Raw genomic sequence first — 17,118 nt, forward strand, 5'->3', positions numbered from 1 at the left:
TCCTCCGGCCGCCGAGGGGCCGGCCGGGGGACGTCGCGCGGCGCGAGGCCCGGTCCCCGCAGCGGGGACCGGGCCTCGCCGAGCGGGTCAGTCCACCACGGTGATGCGGTTCGTGGCGGGCGGGGCGATGGGGTTGTTTCTGCCGAGGTGCTCGACGAAGGCGTCGATGTCGAGCGGGCCGCTCCACACGTCCGTGCCCTCGGTGAAGGCGAGGAACGCGTCCCCGCCGCCCACCAGGAAGTTGTTGACCGCGACCCGGATCGACTGGGTGTCGGTCACCGGCGTGCCGTCGATCGTGATGTCGGAGACCTTGGCGCCCCAGGCGGCGGACCTGCTGTAGGTGTAGGTCAGATTCGCCGAGGGCTGCAGGATCTTGGTGAACGCCTGGTTGTTGGGGCCTCCGGTGAACTGCTGCTCCAGCACCGTCTTCAGCTGGGCGCCGGTCAGCGTGACCACCTGCATGAGGTTGTTGAAGGGCTGGACGGCGAACGCCTCGCCGTAGGTGACGACCCCGTCGCCCTCTCCGGCCGGGGAGCCGGCGTAGTTCAGCGAGTTGCGGACGCCGCCCGGGTTCATCAGGGCGATCTGGGCGTTGCCGCCGGTCCTGGTCGCGGCGAGCTGGCCGTCGGCGATGAGGTTGCCGAGGGGCGACTCACCGCTCGGGGCGGCCGTGTTGGTGAGGTCCGCGGAGATCGTGCCGACGGGCTTGTTGGCCACCGGCGCGACGCGATCCTTCCACGTCTGCACGAACGCCGAAATTTCGGGATCCGGGGTGACCGTGCGGGTCACGACGTGGTTGTCCGCCACGACCGTCGAGCGGTCGACGTCCCGCGTCTTGACGTTCACCTGGAGGTCGACCTGGGTGATGACGCGGCCGAACGAGCCGCCCTGCGAGTAGAGGCGGTTCCGCCCGGCGGGGTCCTTGACGGTACACAGGTACGCCTGGTGCGAGTGGCCGCTGAGCACCAGGTCGATCTCGGGGTCGACCTGCGTGGCGATGCGGTTGCCCGCGCCCGGGACGGCGCTGCACGCGTCGGGCGACTGGCCGGCCGTCACCTGGTCGCCCTCGTGCACGAGGACGACCTGGGCCTTCACGCCGAGCAGCTTGAGCAGCTTGGACGCCACGTTCGCGGCCTTGACCTCGTCGACGAACTTGAGGTCCTTGATGCCCTCCGCGGTGACGATGTTCGGCGTGGTTTGCGTCACGAGGCCGATGAAGCCGATCGGTACGCCGTTCATCCACTTGACGCTCACCGGCGGCAGCGCGGGCACGCCCCAGTCGGCCATCAGCTTCTTGACCTGGCCCTGAGCGCCGAGCGCCGCGAGCGCGTCGGTCTTCTCGTTCGGGTTCTTGAACAGGACGTTCGCGCCCACGTAGTCGAACGCCGCACCCTTCCACTGCCCCGCCGGGGAGCAGCCGTCGACCGGGTGGCAGCCGCCCTTCATGATCCGGCGCAGCTCCGCGTAGCCCTCGTCGAACTCGTGGTTGCCGACCGCGGCCACCTTCAGCCCGATCTTGCCCATGAACTCGACCGACGGCTCGTCGTGGTAGGCGGCGGAGACCAGCGGGGTCGCGCCGATGAGGTCGCCCTGGGCGACGGCGATGGTGTTCTGGTCGGCGTGGGCCTTCATGTGGGTGGCGACGAAGGCGGCACCGCCCGCGTCGACCGTGGCGCCGCTCTCGTCGACCATCCGGCCGGAGGAGCCGCCCGGCGGCTCCAGGTTGCCGTGGAAGTCGTTGAGGGCGAGCAGACGGATGGGGACCGTCCTGGGAGCCTTACCCGCGTCCGCCGGCACTGCGGCGAGCAGCACCGAGCCTGTGGCGACGGCTCCGGCCAGCGCGAGCCGGAGGAGGGAACGAGACGTCATGGCCCAAGACGTTACGGCGACAAGCTGAGCAGCCAATGTCGCAAAGGTAACGATTCGTGGCACCCCTACATGGCGTTATTTGCCAGTTGTACGCCTAGAGTGCGAGCTGTGGAAACGCACGTGGAGATCAGAGAACGGCTCGATGACCAGGAAATCGCCGAGGTCCAGCGCATCGTTGACGCGGCCACGGAGACCGACGGCGTACGGCCGCTGAACGAGCACGTGATGCTCCACATGCGTTACGGCGGCGACCCGCTCGCCCGCTCGCTCCTGCTGTACGACGGCCCCGCCCTGGCGGGCTACGCGCACGTCGACCCCACCGACGAGGTCGAGGGCCCGAGCGGCGAGCTGGTCGTCCACCCGGACTTCCGGCGCACGGGACACGGCAGGCGACTGCTGGAAGCCGTACTCGAACTGACCGGCGGCAGGCTGCGGCTGTGGGCGCACGGCGACCACGCCGGAGCCGGCACGCTGGCCGCGTCGATGGGGTTCGAGCGGATGCGTTCGCTGTGGCAGATGCGCCGCTCGCTGTTCGCGCCGCTGCCGCCCTACGCCGTGCCCGACGGGGTACGGCTGCGCGCGTTCGTGCCCGGACAGGACGAGGAGGAGTGGCTCAAGGTCAACGCCGCCGCCTTCGCTCACCACCCCGAGCAGGGCTCGTGGACCAGGGACGACCTGCTCCGGCGCGAGCGCGAGCCGTGGTTCGACCCCGCCGGGTTCTTCCTGGCCTGCCGTGGCGAGCGGCTCGTCGGATTCCACTGGACGAAGATCCACGGGTCCTCCGGGCACGGCCACGAGCCCCTCGGCGAGGTGTACGTCGTGGGCGTCGACCCCTCCCAGCAGGGCACCGGCCTCGGCAGGGCCCTCACCCTGGCCGGGCTCCACCACCTGCGCTCGCGCGGCCTCGCCCAGGCGATGCTCTACGTGGACGAGGCCAACACGGCGGCGATCAGGTTGTACGAGGGACTGGGGTTCAACCGGTGGGACGTGGACGTGATGTACGCCGCTTCGTGAAGTAGGCCGCGCTACGTGATGTAGGCCGCTACTCCACCATCCAGTGCAGGGCGTAATAGGACAGAGCAGCCACCAGAGCCGCCGCCGGAATCGTGAGAACCCAGGCGGTCACGATGTTGCCCGCCACGCCCCACCGCACGGCCGACAGCCGCTTGGTCGAGCCGACGCCCATGATCGCGCTGGTGATGGTGTGGGTGGTCGAGATGGGCGCGCCGAACCCGATCGCCGCGCCGTACAGGACCGTGGCCGCCGCGGTCTCGGCCGCGAACCCCTGCGGCGGGTCCAGCGCGATGATGCGCCGGCCCAGGGTCCGCATGATCCGCCAGCCGCCGGCGTACGTGCCCAGGGAGATCGCGGTCGCGGCGGCGAGGATGACCCACTGCGGGATCTCGTCCTGCGGAGCGGCGTAACCGCCGACCACGAGGGCGAGGAAGATCACACCCATGGTCTTCTGGGCGTCCTGCAGGCCGTGCCCGAGCGCCATGGCGGCGGCTGAGACGGTCTGCGCGTAGCGGAAGCCGCGGTTGGTCTTGCCGGGCTGCGCGTTGCGGAAGATCCAGTAGATCGCGATCATGATCGCCGCGGCGAGCGTGAAGCCCATCAGCGGTGACAGGATCATCGGGATGACGACCTTGTCCACCACGCCATCCCAGTGGACGAGGCTGGCCGAGGCCAGCGCCGCTCCGACGAGACCACCGATCAGCGCATGGCTGGAGGAGGAGGGCAGACCGAAGCGCCAGGTGATGAGGTTCCAGGCGATGGCGCCGATCAACCCCGACGCCACGATCACCAGCCCGTGTGAGCCCTGGGGAGCGTCGATGATCCCTTTGCCGACGGTCTGGGCGACTTGCGTGCCGAGGTGGGCGCCGATGAAGTTCATCGCCGCGGCCATGAACAACGCGGCCCGAGGGGTGAGCGCGCGCGTGGAGACCGAGGTGGCGATGGCGTTCGCCGCGTCGTGGAAGCCATTGGTGTAGTCGAAGATCAACGCGATGACGACCACACTGATGACGAGGGCGAGCGTGAGGTCCACTGAGGTTAGCTTTCCTTGACCGCGATCGACTCGACGGTGTTGGCCACGTGCTCGAAGGCGTCGGCGGCCTCTTCGAGGGCGTCGATGACCTCCTTCATCTTCATGACCGTCAACGCGTCATACTCGCCGCTGAAGAGTTTGGCCAGCAGCCGCCGGTAGACCTGGTCGCCCTGATTCTCCAGCCGGTTGACCTCGATCCAGTATTCGTTGAGGTTCTTCATCGACCGCAGCCGGGGCATCGCCTCGGCCGTCAGCTCGGCGGCCCTCTCCAGCACCTCGACCTGCCGCACGACATCTTTGGGCAGGTGGTCGATCTGGTAGAGGACGATGAGGTCGGAGGCCGCTTCCATGGCGTCCATCACGTCGTCGAGGTTCGAGGCGAGACGATAGATGTCCTCGCGATCGAACGGAGTGATGAAGCTCTCATTGAGCCGGTTCATGATCGCATGGGTGCGTTCATCACCGGTGTGCTCGCAAACGCGCATCTTGTCGGCCAGGGCTTCCCTGTCCGAACCGTCGCTGATGATCTCTACCAGCAGGCGTGATGCTGTGACCAGGTTGTTCGCCGAGTCGGCGAACAGGTCGTAGTAGCTGTCCTCACGTGGCGTGAGACGCAGGCGCACGTCGATCTCCAGATGTGCGGGGATGGTCCGTGGAAGAGAGTACGGGTAACCAGGCAAAATGCGAACTTCATGTCCCCTTCTCCTAGTCGCTACCCTCCGTGTGTTGCGTGACACCGTGACATTGGGATGCCCATGGGCTTACCTTCCCCGCCTTTCTCAGATCGCCGTCCGGTGGAAGCCGTGGAAGGACCGTGAAGGAGTCGGCCCCCTCTGCCCCTGATAACGCGAGCCGTACTTCGCCGAACCGTACGGATGCACGGCAGGAGAACTCAGCCGGAACACGCACAGTTGGCCGATCTTCATCCCGGGCCACAACTTGATCGGCAACGTCGCGACATTGGACAACTCCAGCGTGACGTGCCCACTGAACCCGGGATCGATGAAACCCGCCGTGGAATGGGTCAGCAGACCCAGCCGGCCCAGCGAGCTCTTGCCCTCCAACCGCGACGCCAGATCACTCGGCAACGTGACCACCTCGTACGTCGACGCCAGCACGAACTCGCCCGGATGCAGAATGAACGGCTCGTCGCCGTCGGGCTCCACCAGCCGGGTGAGATCCGGCTGCTCCACCGAGGGGTCGATGTGCGGGTACTTGTGGTTCTCGAACACCCGGAAGAACCGGTCGAGCCGTACGTCGATGCTGGAAGGCTGGATCATCTCCTGGTCGAAGGGATCGAGCGCTAGCCGCCCGGCGTCGATCTCGGCGAGGATGTCACGGTCAGATAGCAGCACGTGGAGCAACCTACCGTGCCTGGGCTTGCTGAAGTGGGCTCGGTTTCCGCTACAGTGGTGGACGCGGCTTCGGCCCGATGCGGGTGTAGTTCAATGGCAGAACATCAGCTTCCCAAGCTGACAGCGCGGGTTCGATTCCCGTCACCCGCTCTCACCGTGAAGGCCCAGGTAGGGACATGAATCCCGACCCGGGCCTTGATCGTTTCCGGACTGGTTCGATCTTCGCGGGCCGTTAACGGGCCATTAGCTCGTGATCACTCTGCCGTGACCAGTACGCCCGCCGTGCCCTTGTCGTCGTCATCGTCGCGTGCTTCGAGTTGCCGATCGATGGCGTTGGTGATCGCCTCGTCGGCTCCCCTGACGGCGTGCTGGTAGATCATGGCGGCTCGGACGTTGTCGTGTCCCACGCGCGCCACGAGGTCCTTGAGGCCCGCGCCGGACTCGGCCCGGCCAGCATGTTGCCCGTGTGTCTCAGGTCGTGGAAATGAAGCCCTGGCAGGCCCATCTCCGTGACCACGTCCACCCAGCGTGTACGGGCGTTGAAGCCGCTTCGGCGTATCGGCCCGCCCTTGGCTCCCAGGAACATCAGCGAGCCCGGCTCACTCTGAACGTAGGTATCCATGTGCTCTCGGAGATAGGGACGACGCTTTGCGGAATACCCACCGTCCGGCGACACGGCGACCGGCCTTGGACATGGGAGGCCCCAGCACCAGCCCACCCGGAGAGCGCTCGACGAAGTCGCCCCGGACGCGGACGGTACGTGTCTTGAGATCGACGTCCATCCGGCGTAGCGCGCTGACCTCACCCCAACGCAGGCTTGCGAACGTGGCACGTAGGTGTACGGGCTGAGAGTCATCGCCCCGTCACCCCCAGCCCGTTCGGGAGACCGTGGAACATCCGCTCCACCGCGCCGGCGAACATGGCGGCCTCGCGCGCCAAGCTCCGAGCGAACTCGACGTCGTCGAGAGTGACGTGGTCGTTCGCCTACGTGATGACGAGCACCTGAGTGCCGCCGAAGGCCAGGCCCAGGACCGGCGACCGCTGCGGGTACGGATGGTTGCGCACGTCAGCACCCTGACCGACCTTGAGATTGATCGTGCTGGCGGGACGAGTGTTGCGCCGCGCCATCACGCCGCGTCCTTAGCGGAGGTGGTCTTGGCGGCAGGGCGAGGAGCCCTTATCTCGCGAACCTTGATCGAGTACGCCAGCCTCCCGGCCTGGTTGAAAGAAGCGTGCGGACTGGTGGGGGACTGTCTGGCTGCGCTTCAGAAGTCCCCCACCAACCCAAGGCGCGGCGGAATGGGCACCCTGGACTCACCCTCCGCCGCGCCCGCTCATCGGGCCCGACCGTCGAGAAGGGCCAGCCAGACGGCCTGCGCCTCCTTGAACAGCCATCGATGGCTCTCGTGGACCTGTACCGGCCCATCGCCTCGCCGAGTCCGGCGAATGTGCGCCTGGCCCCCCGCGTGGCACAGCTCGTAGACCGTGTTCACGCAGTCGCAGGTATGAGCGGTCACGCGTACGCGGTTCTCCGCTCGGGTGGGATCCCGCCAGACCAGACGCATGTGATCCGGCTGAAGCGGAGCGACATGGAAACTGAGGCAGTCGGAGACCCGGGTCACGACAGTGCACCTGCCTCGCCGGTCCCGTTGCAACGCCAGCAGTCACCCCGGCACCCGTCGCCGGAGGCGGCGTCATCGGGATTCTCAGCCGCCACCACACCCCGGCGCAGGCTGATGTACTTCCAGCCTCGTCCTGAGCAGGAGTCGCATCGCGCAGTCATGTGACGAGGATTGCCCGAGGACCTGTCACGTCTCGATCGCGCGCGAGTGCCGTCTGTGATCGACTTGTCTCCGTCCGTCTCCTCTTTGTCTCCTCCGAGCCCGTCTCTGTCGCTAACCTGGGCCCATGTGGCACCCCAGCCCGAGGCGCGGATCATGACTGACCAGCCGATCCTGTTGAAGACTCTGCTGACGCAACGCCACTGGCAGACCTACAGCACGTTCTACAAGGAGTACGACAAAGCCGCCAAGAAAGTGGACCCCTCGTTGCAGGGCGGTTGGCCGAGCCGAGCGCAGCTCCACCGGTGGTTGACCGGCGAACTCAAGGGCCTGCCCTACTCCGGCCACTGCCGCGTCCTGGAGGCGATGTTCCCAGGAAGGTCGGCGCACGAGCTGTTCTCCACGAACACCATCGAAGTACCCACGCCGAGGACAGAGCCGGAGCCAGTCAGAAGCGCCGGCCCCGGGGCCGAGACCTGCGCCATGCCTCAGGTGGCCGACGTAACCGCAGTCTTCAGCAGCCGCTCCGCCTTCTCCTCCGCGTACCCCGCGTCGGCGATGTTCGACAGCGCGAAGGAGATCAACGCGGCGGGCCTGTCGCTCAACATCCTCTGCCAGAGCTACCCCGACCATCAGCTCAAGCGCCTGCTGGACTCGGGCACCCGGATCCGCTGCCTCTTTCTCGACCCGAAGGGTCAGGCGATCCGCGCCCGCGAAGCCGAAGAGGGCTACACCGACAGCACCCTGACGACCCTCACGGCGCTCAACATCAGCATGCTGACCAGACTCCGCGATCGACTCGACACCACGTCAGCCCAGCGCCTTGAACTCCACGTCTACGACGAGACGATCCGATTCAATGTGCTGATCGTGGACCGGGCACTCTGCGTGGTCCAGCCGTACCTACCGCAGTCCCGCGGAGTCGACTCACCAACGTTTGTGATCAGGGACAACACTGCCGCAGAGGGGTTGTTCCCCGTCTTCGACCAGGTGTTCAGGGACATGTGGGAGCGGAGCAAACCTGTATGACCACCGACGCCCGAACGCTTCTCCCCATCGCCGAACGTGCCGTATCGATCGCCAGCGAGATCATCCGAACCAAGGCTCCTGGCGTTATCACGGCGAAGGGTGACCGGGACATGGCCACGGAGGTGGACTACGCCGTGGAGCACGCCGTGCGGGAGTTCCTGTCTCGCGAGACGCCTGAGATCGGATTCCTTGGCGAGGAAGAAGGCGTCAGCAGTATGGGCGACGGCCTGATGTGGGCGCTGGATCCCGTGGACGGAACGGCCAACTTCCTGCACGGCATCCCGCTATGCGGAGTGTCGTTGGGCTTGGTCGATAAGAACATGCCCACGCTCGGGGTGATCGACCTACCGTTTCTCAACCTCCGCTACTCGGCAGCCGAAGGGGCCGGCGCTGTCGCCAACGGGTCCGATATCCGGATAAGCGACGCCCGCGAGCTGCAAACCGCAATCGTGGCGATCGGCGACTACGCCGTGGGCGAGGACGCACACGAGCGGAACCGGCTGCGGCTCGTCCTGACCCAAGAACTCGCCGCTCGCGTCCAGCGCATCAGGATGTTCGGCTCAGCCGCGATCGATCTCGCGTGGGTTGCGGACGGCAAGATCGACGCCAACATCATGCTCAGCAACAACCCATGGGACACCGCCGCGGGCGTCATCATCGCCCGAGAGGCGGGAGCTACGGTGGTCGATCTCGACGGCAGCCCGCACAGCATGACCGCCCACGCGACCATCGCTGCAAGTCCCAAACTCGTGGCCGATCTTGTGGAGCTCATAACTGAAGCCCACACGGCTACCGGGCTCAATCGGTCCTAATCCTCTGTCGGATCAGTGGGACGTGGCATAGATCCCCTCTGCAGCAGGGCTCGACCGGCTGCCAACATCGCATGAATCTCTCGCGCGGTGATGGGTATGGAATGCTCCCCCCTTCTCCGCACAATAGAAATCACACCTTTCTGATACTTTCCGTCCAGGTAGGCCCCTTGGACTAGAAATGGCTTTGCCGTTTCGGGTTGCGAGGGAACCCAGAAGTCAGCTTCTCAGCCCTGAAGGGACTGAGCTTGCAACTCCTGGCCGTCGGTGGCTTCGACGGTCTGGTCCGCGTCAGGCAGCGTGACTCACTGCCCAGCCCGTCTCGCCGCGTGCGGCGATGTTGCGGGCTGCGTTGACGTCGGCGTGCTCAGCGAAGCCGCACGACGTACAGGCGAAGGTTTCCTGGTCGGGCCGGTTGTTCTTGGCCACGTGCCCGCAGGCCGAGCAGGCCTGCGAGGTGTAGGCCGGGTCCACCCAGACCAGGGCGACACCGGCGCGGGCCGCCTTGTAGGCGATGAAGTGGCCGAGTTGGTGAAACGACCACGCATGCAGCGTGACCCGCTGGGGCTTGCGGAGCCGTACCCGGTCGCGGATGCCCTGGAGATCTTCCAGGGCGATGCCTCGCCCGGTGCGTGCAGCCTCGGTCACGATGCGTCTGGCGATGGTGTGGTTGGTGTCGGCGGCGAAACGCGCTTCCTTGCGGCGGCGTTTCCTCAGCAGCCGTTTCGCGGACTTGGTGGCCTTGGCCTGCAGGCGGCGGCGCAACTCGCGGTGGCGGTGACGGACCGCGTTCAGGGTCTTGCCGCTGTGGCGGACACCATCGCCGGTGCCGGTGGCGGTGGTGGCGATGTTGGCGATCCCCAGATCCACCCCGACAAACCCGTCCGGAGCGCGCACCGGCACGTCCGGCAGGTCGCAGGTGGCGATGAGGAACCACCTGCCATCGCGGTAGAGGAGGTCTGATTCGCCCTTGCGGTGAGCGGCCAGCAGGGTGAGCTGATCGGCCGAGGCGGTGAACGCCACGCCCTTCATCCGCCCACCCACGGTCCAGATCGACACCGTGCGGGCGTCCATCCGCCAGGACAGGCAGCGGTCGTCGAACGGCTGGGCCGCGCCCGGGCGAAAGACGATCGGCCGGGCCAGCACCCGCTCACGCCGGACGGAGCCGCGCTTGCCAAGATTGCCGTTGCGGACATGGGCGTGCAGGGTGGTGTAGGCGTCGGCGACCTTCTTGATGACATGCTGCGCGGCCTGGGCCGCCAGCCCGTACCTGTCCTTGACCTGCCCGTAGACGTGCCTGCGCAGATCGTAGTTGCGAAACACCCGCTGGCTATGGGCGAGCGCCGCCACCCAGGTGGCCGCGTCGTTGACCGTGCGCAACGTCGCCTCCAGCGCCGCCGCCTGCTCAGGCGTCGGCAGCAGCTTCACCTGCACCACCAGCTTCACCTCGAACACATTATCGCCAAGCCCACGCCACCGGGATGGAAACCGAACCCGGCGTGAGAAGAGGGCGGACGCGTCGTCCGCGCGCTTCACGCGCATGTGATCTTCACCCTGAGCCGCTCCACGGCCTACCGGTCACCGCACCGCTCGGGCCTTGGCGGCCCTCCCGCGCTGTCGTTTCCTCCCGGGCGTGAACGCCCGGGGTTCCACGCCAGATCACGCTGAACGCCACAGCCGACTTGCCGAGTTGTTCTTGTAGGTATCAAGCGGCGGCGCGCCGCGCCGCCGTACGCCCCGCGCCGGCGTCCCCGCGCCGCGCTGCGGCCTGGAGGCCGGTCACGGCGCGGGCGCCACGCGGGGCATCGCCGCACGGCCGCCGCGCCGTACCCAGCCGACCCCACCGACCACCGGCACACCGCCGCCAGATCACTCCCGGCTCCCGGCCTCTCCAGGAACGAGAGCCTATGGGCCGCTCTGGTTCGACTCATCCGAATCGCCAGGTGCTCGGCGTGCCGACCAGCGAATGACCACTACCCCGACCAACCAAAAGACGCCAAGCACGACAGGCCGTGCCGCGAGGTAAGCCGCTGTGATCCTTTGCGCTCCCTCGGTGACGTAGTCGACGGCCAGGTTCACCAAGAACCACGCCGCGACGAAGCAGGTCCAGCAGAGCAGAGCCTTACGTGATTCTCGGCTCCAATACCTCCGGCGAACTACCATTCGGCGCACCTCCCGACCAGATTGAGCAAGCACCATCCTGTGTGGCTCCAACCATTGCCTCCGGCAGGGGCCTCCGACTCCGGGATGACCGCCAAGGATGTGCTCATCGAAAGGTCCATAAGTGGCTGAGGTGGAAGCCTGATCATCCCGTCCGCCGTCGACCCGGGACAAGCCGAGCAGACCAGGGCCACGGGTACCAGATCGTTCGTCCGGTGGGGCGCTCCATCTGGTACCCGTGGCCTTGGCCCGCTTCCCCTTCGGGCGGGTCGATGGCAGGCGGGGTGTGCGCAGGTGCGCAATTCATGTCACCCTGCGCCCATGCTCACCGTCGGCCAACTTCTCGACTACCTCACCGGCCAGTCCGACGAAACCCCCGTCGTGGTCGACGTCAACGCAGGGGGTTGGCATCTCCGTGTAGAAGATCTCAACGTGACCACCGCCCAAGACGCGACACTTGGTGGCGACCCTCTTGAAGGCGTTGAGATCAATATCTTCTGGGAAGCCGGCGAGCGCGGCTGGACCATAAATGACCCCTCCAAGACGCTCTTCACGCTGGACGACGTAGACGAGCTGATCGCCGAACGCGACGCGCTCCGCCGGGAACTGGCAGCCCTCCGAGTCGGCCTCTGTTTTTCTCTTCGCAAGTACCACAGCGAACCTGAGCCGCAGGGGCTGATCGTTCAGTCCGGGCTCACCGATCAAGAGATCTTCGCCGAGATCGAGCGACTCCGCACCATCGCCGCCGAGTCCTGCTTAGAGCCTTGATCGTCGTGCCATTAGCGTGCCATTAAGGGTGGTAATTAGGGGTCAACCACGGTTATTAGCGTACCGCAGGGCATCGACGAAACGGGCCGCATGCTCTCGCTGAGCCTGACCGTCCAAGATCTCGCCGAGACTCTTCGTCAGGTACCTGGACAAGTACCGGATGCACTGGTCAGCGTCCGATGACCCGGCCAGCACGCCCTTGACGTCCACCTGCATGGGCTCGTCCCCGAGTTGGTCGAGAGCTTCGTCCCAGGTGGACAGGACCTCGCCCGTGTCAGGGTCCACGTAGCCGACACCGTCGTTCCAGACGGGAAGACGATCGCCCTCAAAGCGCGCTTCATCCGCCTGAGGCCACCAGATCTGGTGATAGGTCGCCATGCTCAGCAACAACCGTGGGACACCGCTGCGGGCGTCATCATCGCCCGTGAAGCGGGAGCCACCGTGGTCGACCTCGACGGCAGCCCTCACAACATGACTGTCCGGTCTAACCGGATGGCGCTAGGGTGACGCCGTGATCAGCAAGCCGCCCGGATTACCATTTCTGGCCGTCTTCTCGGCCGCGGCATCCGTCATCTTGATATGGGCCAGCTATCCATACTGGTACGGGATCGAGATGTTCCTGTTCGCGATCCCCGTTGGCTGGCTCCTGCTCGCTTATTGGTCAATCCGGATGATATGGGCCGACCACAAGGGAACCTTGACAGACGGCCTAGGCAGCCGCTGGTTCATGCCGTGGTTCGTCGCCGTCGGTGTCGTGCTCGCCCTCATCACCGACGCCCCGTTCTGGATACGCTTTACGATCTCCGAACCGAGCATGAAAGCCTACGCCGAAGCCGTAGCCAAGAACCCCGACCGCGAAGAGCCTTGCCAATGGGCGGGGCTGTACTACGTGTGTGACGGGTGGCAATACTCAGATCTCGACACTGGTGAAGAGGTGCCCGGCAGCGCAACGTTCGGAGTGCAGGAGTGGTTCCTGGACGACAATAGAGGTTTCCTCTGGCTACCCTCCGGCGAGCCAGACGAGACAGCTGACGACAGCTACCGCTATCTGAAGGATCATTGGTACGGCTACAAAGGCTGGGATAGCTGGTAAGCGGTCGGCCTCGCCAACAAGCTTGGCTATCCCGCCCGCCATCGACCCGGGACAAGCCGAGCAAGGGGTAACGCCAGCAGTGGACCGAGTCGGTAGCAGCGCCCTCAACGGCTGCGCGGATCGGGGATGGTGTCCAGGATCTTAGGCGAGGGTCGGCAGATCGGGCAGGTCTCTCGGCGGGTCAGTGACGAGGACGTACTCCAAGTGGCGGCCAAGCACGTTGATCAGGGATGATGGCACGCGAACCTACGCGTGATCAGCGCAAGAGGGCACAGGTCCAGGACGCACAGAAGCCCGTAGCCAACCCAGGACCGCGCCCAGGCGCGTACGGAGCTCGCCTCACGCTGCTCGTCGTCTTCGTGGAAAACTTTAGGTTTCGCTTCCGCCTTCTTCCTCAGTGGTCAGCTGTCAGCAGCAGTAGTGTCGATTTTGGTGCACCCGCCGTTTAGTCCGCCGGCCCCCGCCTCACGAAACGACATGAAGCGGACCATGCTTCACTGTGATATGGATATCAATTCTCACAGATGGTTGAACAAATCAAGAACATCTTCGAAAGTTGTGATGCCCGCGACAGCTAAAACAGGCACGGTGATGCCGACCATTGTCGTCCAATATGTCGCCCAGGTGGAATTCCCTGACAACACTTCTTCGCTCAGCTGCTCCGCGATCCAACCAAGCAGAAACATAGGCCCGAAGAACAGGGATATCATGATGATGCCCTGTGGCCACCAAGGCAAGTCATCATCGGCGGTATAACCCATGGAGTAAACGTACTTCACTGCCAGGGAAGCCCCAATGACAAACCCTAGGGCGGCCCAAATCGCGAACAGCGATTCTCCGGGTTTGCCCTTGTTCCCGCCGTCGCCATTCCCCTGGTCCGTCATGCATCTGCCTCCTCAGCGATGACTTCGATCAAGGTGCAATTATATCCGCTGCGACCGGCAAACACAGGCGAATCCGCCCCTTGGAGTGGAGATCCGTACGACTCCAAGAACCCCAGGGCGAATATGCTGACGCACCCGTTCGGAGCCAAGCTGACAGCGCGGGTTCAATTCCGTCACCCGCTCTCATCTTCAGGCCCAGGCAGGATGGAATCGTCGGCCCTTAGGCCTGGTTGTGTTGGGACTTGCTCACGCGTAAGGTGCAGCTCGATCGTTGCCCCCTGACTGGCCCGTGAGGCGAGCTTGCCCACCACGCCGAGGAGGGGACCAGTTACTGCCCTGATGGGCTCCTCCAGCAAGGCCTCGTTGCCGTGAGCGGCTATCCGGCGTCTTCGGATACCGCTAATGTGACACCGTGATCAACAAGCCGCCTGGATTACCGTTTCTGATCGTCTTCTCGGCCGCAGCCACCTTGCTCTTGATATGGGCTAGCTATCCCTCCTGGTACGGATTCGAGACGTTCAAGTTCGGGGTCCCCATCGGTTTCCTCCTATTCCTGTACTGGACGATCCGAATCACTTGGGCCGACCACAAGGGAAAGGCGCCAGTCGGCTCATTCAAGAGCGCGCTCGCCCCGTGGTATATCGCGATTGCCGTCAGGGTCGCCCTCATCACCAATGCGCCGTTCTGGATCCGCTACACAATCTCCGAGCCGAGCTTGAGAGCCTACGCCACAGCGGTGGATGAGAATCCTGGCCGCAAAGAGCCTTGCCAATGGGTTGGCCTGTACTACGTATGCGACGGAAGGCGGTACGACGATCTCTTAACAGGGAAAAAGATCCCCGGCAGTGCACGGCTGGTCGTCCGGGACCTGTTCCGGCAAGACGACAAGGGCTTCGTCTGGCTGACCTCTGGCGAACCAAACGAGAATGCCGATGGCGGCGACCGCTACACCCATCTCGAAGGGTATTGGTACAGCTATCTGTACGACAGTTCGTGGTGAGTGGTCGGCCCATCGACAAGGCATTCTCAGCCTGGTGGTCGTGGCACGGCATAGAGAACCAAGCAGCCTTCGGCGGGGGGCGCTCCACCCTTGATCCGTGGCCCTGGCCCGCTTCCCCTTCGGGCGGGACAGACGAGATGACCAGGCAGGGCAGATGCGTGCGATGCGATGAGAAACCGCAGGTCACGGGCTGGTTGCCCTGCCGTTAACGACGGCTATGGGGGTGGTTCTGGCACCGCTCCCCAGTAAAAGGTGGATTCTGCCAACAGTTGCTGGGTCAGTGTTATCCCGGTCAGGCGCTCGGCGAGCAGGAAGGCCGGCCCTTCGTAGAGATAGGGTAACCCGGGGTAGAGCCTGTCGATCTCCGCCAGGATGTCCACGAGTTCGTCCGGTGTCTCCATCATGTATCCCTCTTGTGCCCAGAAGCCGAATCTGATCTCACCGTCCTCGCACCAGTAGAAGTAGTCCAAGCCCTTGATGCTGAGCGCGAACTGGGAGACGAGGCGGGTGCCCTTGGACAGCGAAGTGACCACGTCTTCGTGGGTGCCAAGAGAGCCGGATTCGATGATGAACGACCATTCGCCGATGGAGGCGATGCCGATCGGGTCGCCAGGGAATGGGAACTTGTCGGGGTTGCCGGGGAATGGGCCGGGCGTGAAGTCCTCCCATCGGCCGCCGAGGCGAGCGATTACCTGCTCGGGTGCGTCACGAACGTAGATGAAGCTGTAGCCGTAGTCGGTGTACTCTCCGCAGAGCCAGGAGACGTCAGGGGGATGCGCGGTCATGGCGCCATGCTGCCAGCCGCCACCGACAGTCGCAGACTCCCGGATGAGAGCTTTCGGATGATGTTCTGTCAATGTTCGGCACGGCCTTCGCAGTGTCGTCAGTCGAACCAGACGACCAATCGCACGCCCTCAGCTCCGAACCGCAGCGCCAGTGCCCGCATCACCTCGAAGACATGGTCCCAACCGGTGCCCGGTCCCAGCGCGTCCAGTCGCGTCATCGGGCGATACTCAAGCGTTGCTCCAGAAACCTCCCAGCAACCCATCGGGGCCTCGACGGGCGAGGCACCTAACGGCGGCACACCATACTCCTTCACAACATCATCAGGCCACTGGTCATCGACCCGATGCCGGCTGATCGACGAGCCAAGCCCGGAGTGGACATCAATCACCCCCCGAGCGGCGGAATGAACACTCATATCCAGATCGCGTAACTCCGCCCACGAAACCCACGTACAGCCATGTATGGCGGCATCGATCCGGACGCAGTCCTCATACTCAGTGCGAACAGGTTCCGACGCGTCGGCAGGTAGACCACGGCCGGCCGCGACGGGGGCCCAGCCGAGCCGGTTACGAACACCGAAGAGGCAGCCGAACGACTCATGATCACGGCCGTCGTAGAGCGGGTGGAGGGGCATGGACACCGCCCATGCATCCCAGTCGTACCAATCCTCGTCCGCACATGGGTGGCGAGCCTCGATGTGGCCGTAGATGTCGGTGCCCACGCCGACAGGTTAGACGTATCGATCGTCGGCCTCCCTGATCGCGGGCCGGAACGTCGGTACGCCTTGGCGACGGTCAAGGAACCCGGGCCGTTCTGCGTGGGCTTCGTGTGCCACTGCCGAACGCGGTGGGCGGTCATCACGACAAGCGACGGCGCGGCGCGCCGCCGTACAGCGGCCCGGCGCTCGGCCGCATCCGAAGTTCGCCACTACAGGACCATCAGCATGCTCCAGTGGGACCAACGGCCCTGCCGGTCACTGTCGCCGTCGTGGCATGTTGAAACGGAGACCTCCTGAAAGGAGGGCTGGGGGCAATGATGTGGGGTTATGGGACCGGCTACTGGCTGGTCATGGGGATCACCATGATCCTCTTCTGGGGACTGATCATCGCTGGGATCGTGGCGCTGGTCCGCTACATCGGCGGCTCGCGGAAGACGGAAGGGCAGGTCCAAGGGCCACAGCGGCCCGAGGACATGCTGGCTGAGCGGCTCGCCCGAGGCGAGATCGACGTCGACGAATACAAACGTCGTCTGGAGTTGCTGCAGGGGCGCAGGTGAGTGTCCTGCGGCGGAGAGGATGGCTGGCGGCTGGTGTGTTGGCGGCAGTCGTGCTGGGCACCACGTCCACGGCGGCCTTGGCGGCCTTGGTGGCCGAGCAGGAGATGCCTGGTCACTACGGTGCCGGCATGTACGCGGAGCTGGACGTCACGGCGTAGGGCGCCGGAAGATTGCTGACCGGCCTCGGGACCGGTCCCGGCGGACGGCCGCTCGGCCACGCGAAATTCATTCGTCCGAACCGGACTCCGCTGACATACTCCAT

At 65.2% G+C, this 17,118-nt stretch carries 19 protein-coding genes and 1 tRNA gene; 10 read left to right on the forward strand and 10 right to left on the reverse strand.

What is annotated here, in order from left to right:
- Window positions 1–87 precede the first annotated feature (87 nt).
- Complete coding sequence (locus IEY82_RS13380) at window positions 88–1,869, reverse strand: bifunctional metallophosphatase/5'-nucleotidase (RefSeq protein ID WP_189124406.1); 1,782 nt, start codon at window positions 1,867–1,869, stop codon at window positions 88–90.
- Between the two features lie 108 nt (window positions 1,870–1,977).
- On the opposite strand from IEY82_RS13380, the gene mshD reads away from it, so the two are divergent.
- A complete protein-coding gene (mshD, locus tag IEY82_RS13385) occupies window positions 1,978–2,883 on the forward strand; it encodes a mycothiol synthase (RefSeq protein ID WP_225263223.1) in 906 nt (301 codons plus the stop codon).
- A gap of 28 nt (window positions 2,884–2,911) precedes the next feature.
- On the opposite strand, the gene IEY82_RS13390 is transcribed toward mshD, so the two are convergent.
- From IEY82_RS13390 to dcd, 3 genes are all read right to left on the reverse strand, one after another.
- A complete protein-coding gene (locus IEY82_RS13390) occupies window positions 2,912–3,916 on the reverse strand; it encodes an inorganic phosphate transporter (protein ID WP_189124408.1) in 1,005 nt (334 codons plus the stop codon).
- Between the two features lie 5 nt (window positions 3,917–3,921).
- Window positions 3,922–4,539, reverse strand: a complete 618-nt coding sequence (locus IEY82_RS13395) for a DUF47 domain-containing protein (protein WP_189124409.1) — start codon at window positions 4,537–4,539, stop codon at window positions 3,922–3,924.
- A gap of 156 nt (window positions 4,540–4,695) precedes the next feature.
- The gene (gene dcd / locus IEY82_RS13400; RefSeq protein WP_189124410.1) at window positions 4,696–5,271 is read right to left on the reverse strand and encodes a dCTP deaminase; all 576 of its coding nucleotides are present in this window, start codon (window positions 5,269–5,271) and stop codon (window positions 4,696–4,698) included.
- A gap of 79 nt (window positions 5,272–5,350) precedes the next feature.
- Here dcd and IEY82_RS13405 point away from each other — a divergent pair.
- A tRNA-Gly gene (locus tag IEY82_RS13405) sits at window positions 5,351–5,421 on the forward strand.
- Window positions 5,422–5,525: 104 nt separating this feature from the next.
- Here the strand turns inward: IEY82_RS13405 and IEY82_RS13410 are convergent.
- Entirely contained in the window at window positions 5,526–5,678 is a 153-nt protein-coding gene (locus tag IEY82_RS13410; RefSeq protein WP_189124411.1) for a hypothetical protein, read from the reverse strand.
- A 577-nt stretch (window positions 5,679–6,255) separates the two neighbouring features.
- A complete protein-coding gene (locus IEY82_RS13415) occupies window positions 6,256–6,402 on the reverse strand; it encodes a hypothetical protein (protein WP_189124412.1) in 147 nt (48 codons plus the stop codon).
- An 806-nt stretch (window positions 6,403–7,208) separates the two neighbouring features.
- On the opposite strand from IEY82_RS13415, the gene IEY82_RS13420 reads away from it, so the two are divergent.
- Window positions 7,209–8,081 carry a DUF5919 domain-containing protein gene (locus IEY82_RS13420; RefSeq protein ID WP_189124413.1) on the forward strand — a complete coding sequence of 291 codons (873 nt, stop codon included), beginning with the start codon at window positions 7,209–7,211 and terminating at the stop codon, window positions 8,079–8,081.
- Window positions 8,078–8,893 (forward strand): inositol monophosphatase family protein, encoded by an 816-nt coding sequence (locus IEY82_RS13425; RefSeq protein ID WP_189124414.1) that lies wholly within the window; start codon window positions 8,078–8,080, stop codon window positions 8,891–8,893. The genes IEY82_RS13420 and IEY82_RS13425 overlap by 4 nt, the downstream gene beginning before the upstream one ends.
- Window positions 8,894–9,181: 288 nt before the next feature.
- On the opposite strand, the gene IEY82_RS13430 is transcribed toward IEY82_RS13425, so the two are convergent.
- Window positions 9,182–10,336 carry an RNA-guided endonuclease InsQ/TnpB family protein gene (locus tag IEY82_RS13430; RefSeq protein WP_372459723.1) on the reverse strand — a complete coding sequence of 385 codons (1,155 nt, stop codon included), beginning with the start codon at window positions 10,334–10,336 and terminating at the stop codon, window positions 9,182–9,184.
- A 1,035-nt stretch (window positions 10,337–11,371) separates the two neighbouring features.
- On the opposite strand from IEY82_RS13430, the gene IEY82_RS13435 reads away from it, so the two are divergent.
- From IEY82_RS13435 to IEY82_RS13450, 3 genes are all read left to right on the forward strand, one after another.
- Entirely contained in the window at window positions 11,372–11,818 is a 447-nt protein-coding gene (locus IEY82_RS13435; protein ID WP_189124416.1) for a hypothetical protein, read from the forward strand.
- Window positions 11,819–12,181: 363 nt separating this feature from the next.
- Window positions 12,182–12,325, forward strand: coding sequence for an inositol monophosphatase family protein (locus tag IEY82_RS13445; protein WP_225263253.1), 144 nt, complete (start codon window positions 12,182–12,184; stop codon window positions 12,323–12,325).
- 4 nt (window positions 12,326–12,329) lie between these two features.
- Window positions 12,330–12,911 carry a hypothetical protein gene (locus tag IEY82_RS13450; protein ID WP_189124417.1) on the forward strand — a complete coding sequence of 194 codons (582 nt, stop codon included), beginning with the start codon at window positions 12,330–12,332 and terminating at the stop codon, window positions 12,909–12,911.
- 518 nt (window positions 12,912–13,429) lie between these two features.
- On the opposite strand, the gene IEY82_RS13455 is transcribed toward IEY82_RS13450, so the two are convergent.
- Entirely contained in the window at window positions 13,430–13,795 is a 366-nt protein-coding gene (locus tag IEY82_RS13455) for a hypothetical protein (RefSeq protein ID WP_189124418.1), read from the reverse strand.
- 412 nt (window positions 13,796–14,207) lie between these two features.
- Between IEY82_RS13455 and IEY82_RS13460 the strand changes: the two genes are divergently transcribed.
- Window positions 14,208–14,795 (forward strand): hypothetical protein, encoded by a 588-nt coding sequence (locus tag IEY82_RS13460; RefSeq protein ID WP_189124419.1) that lies wholly within the window; start codon window positions 14,208–14,210, stop codon window positions 14,793–14,795.
- 215 nt (window positions 14,796–15,010) lie between these two features.
- On the opposite strand, the gene IEY82_RS13465 is transcribed toward IEY82_RS13460, so the two are convergent.
- Window positions 15,011–15,580, reverse strand: coding sequence for a DUF6461 domain-containing protein (locus IEY82_RS13465; protein WP_189124420.1), 570 nt, complete (start codon window positions 15,578–15,580; stop codon window positions 15,011–15,013).
- A 98-nt stretch (window positions 15,581–15,678) separates the two neighbouring features.
- Window positions 15,679–16,302, reverse strand: a complete 624-nt coding sequence (locus IEY82_RS13470; protein ID WP_189124421.1) for a hypothetical protein — start codon at window positions 16,300–16,302, stop codon at window positions 15,679–15,681.
- 311 nt (window positions 16,303–16,613) lie between these two features.
- Here IEY82_RS13470 and IEY82_RS13475 point away from each other — a divergent pair, with 311 nt between their 5' ends.
- Both IEY82_RS13475 and IEY82_RS39875 read left to right on the forward strand, forming a co-directional pair.
- Window positions 16,614–16,856, forward strand: a complete 243-nt coding sequence (locus IEY82_RS13475) for an SHOCT domain-containing protein (protein WP_189124422.1) — start codon at window positions 16,614–16,616, stop codon at window positions 16,854–16,856.
- 35 nt (window positions 16,857–16,891) lie between these two features.
- Window positions 16,892–17,014 carry a hypothetical protein gene (locus IEY82_RS39875; protein WP_263648154.1) on the forward strand — a complete coding sequence of 41 codons (123 nt, stop codon included), beginning with the start codon at window positions 16,892–16,894 and terminating at the stop codon, window positions 17,012–17,014.
- Window positions 17,015–17,118: the final 104 nt, after the last annotated feature.

It is taken from the genome of Nonomuraea cavernae (assembly GCF_014646355.1).
Taxonomy (GTDB): Bacteria; Actinomycetota; Actinomycetes; order Streptosporangiales; family Streptosporangiaceae; genus Nonomuraea; species Nonomuraea cavernae.

Excerpts from the sequence above, each read along its gene's own strand:
- IEY82_RS13380 (WP_189124406.1), bottom strand. The coding sequence starts at position 1,869 with ATGACGTCTCGTTCCCTCCTCCGGCTCGCGCTGGCCGGAGCCGTCGCC.
- IEY82_RS13420 (WP_189124413.1), top strand. The coding sequence starts at position 7,209 with ATGACTGACCAGCCGATCCTGTTGAAGACTCTGCTGACGCAACGCCAC.
- IEY82_RS13425 (WP_189124414.1), top strand. The coding sequence starts at position 8,078 with ATGACCACCGACGCCCGAACGCTTCTCCCCATCGCCGAACGTGCCGTA.
- IEY82_RS13435 (WP_189124416.1), top strand. The coding sequence starts at position 11,372 with ATGCTCACCGTCGGCCAACTTCTCGACTACCTCACCGGCCAGTCCGAC.
- IEY82_RS13455 (WP_189124418.1), bottom strand. The coding sequence starts at position 13,795 with ATGACGGACCAGGGGAATGGCGACGGCGGGAACAAGGGCAAACCCGGA.
- IEY82_RS13465 (WP_189124420.1), bottom strand. The coding sequence starts at position 15,580 with ATGACCGCGCATCCCCCTGACGTCTCCTGGCTCTGCGGAGAGTACACC.
- IEY82_RS13475 (WP_189124422.1), top strand. The coding sequence starts at position 16,614 with ATGATGTGGGGTTATGGGACCGGCTACTGGCTGGTCATGGGGATCACC.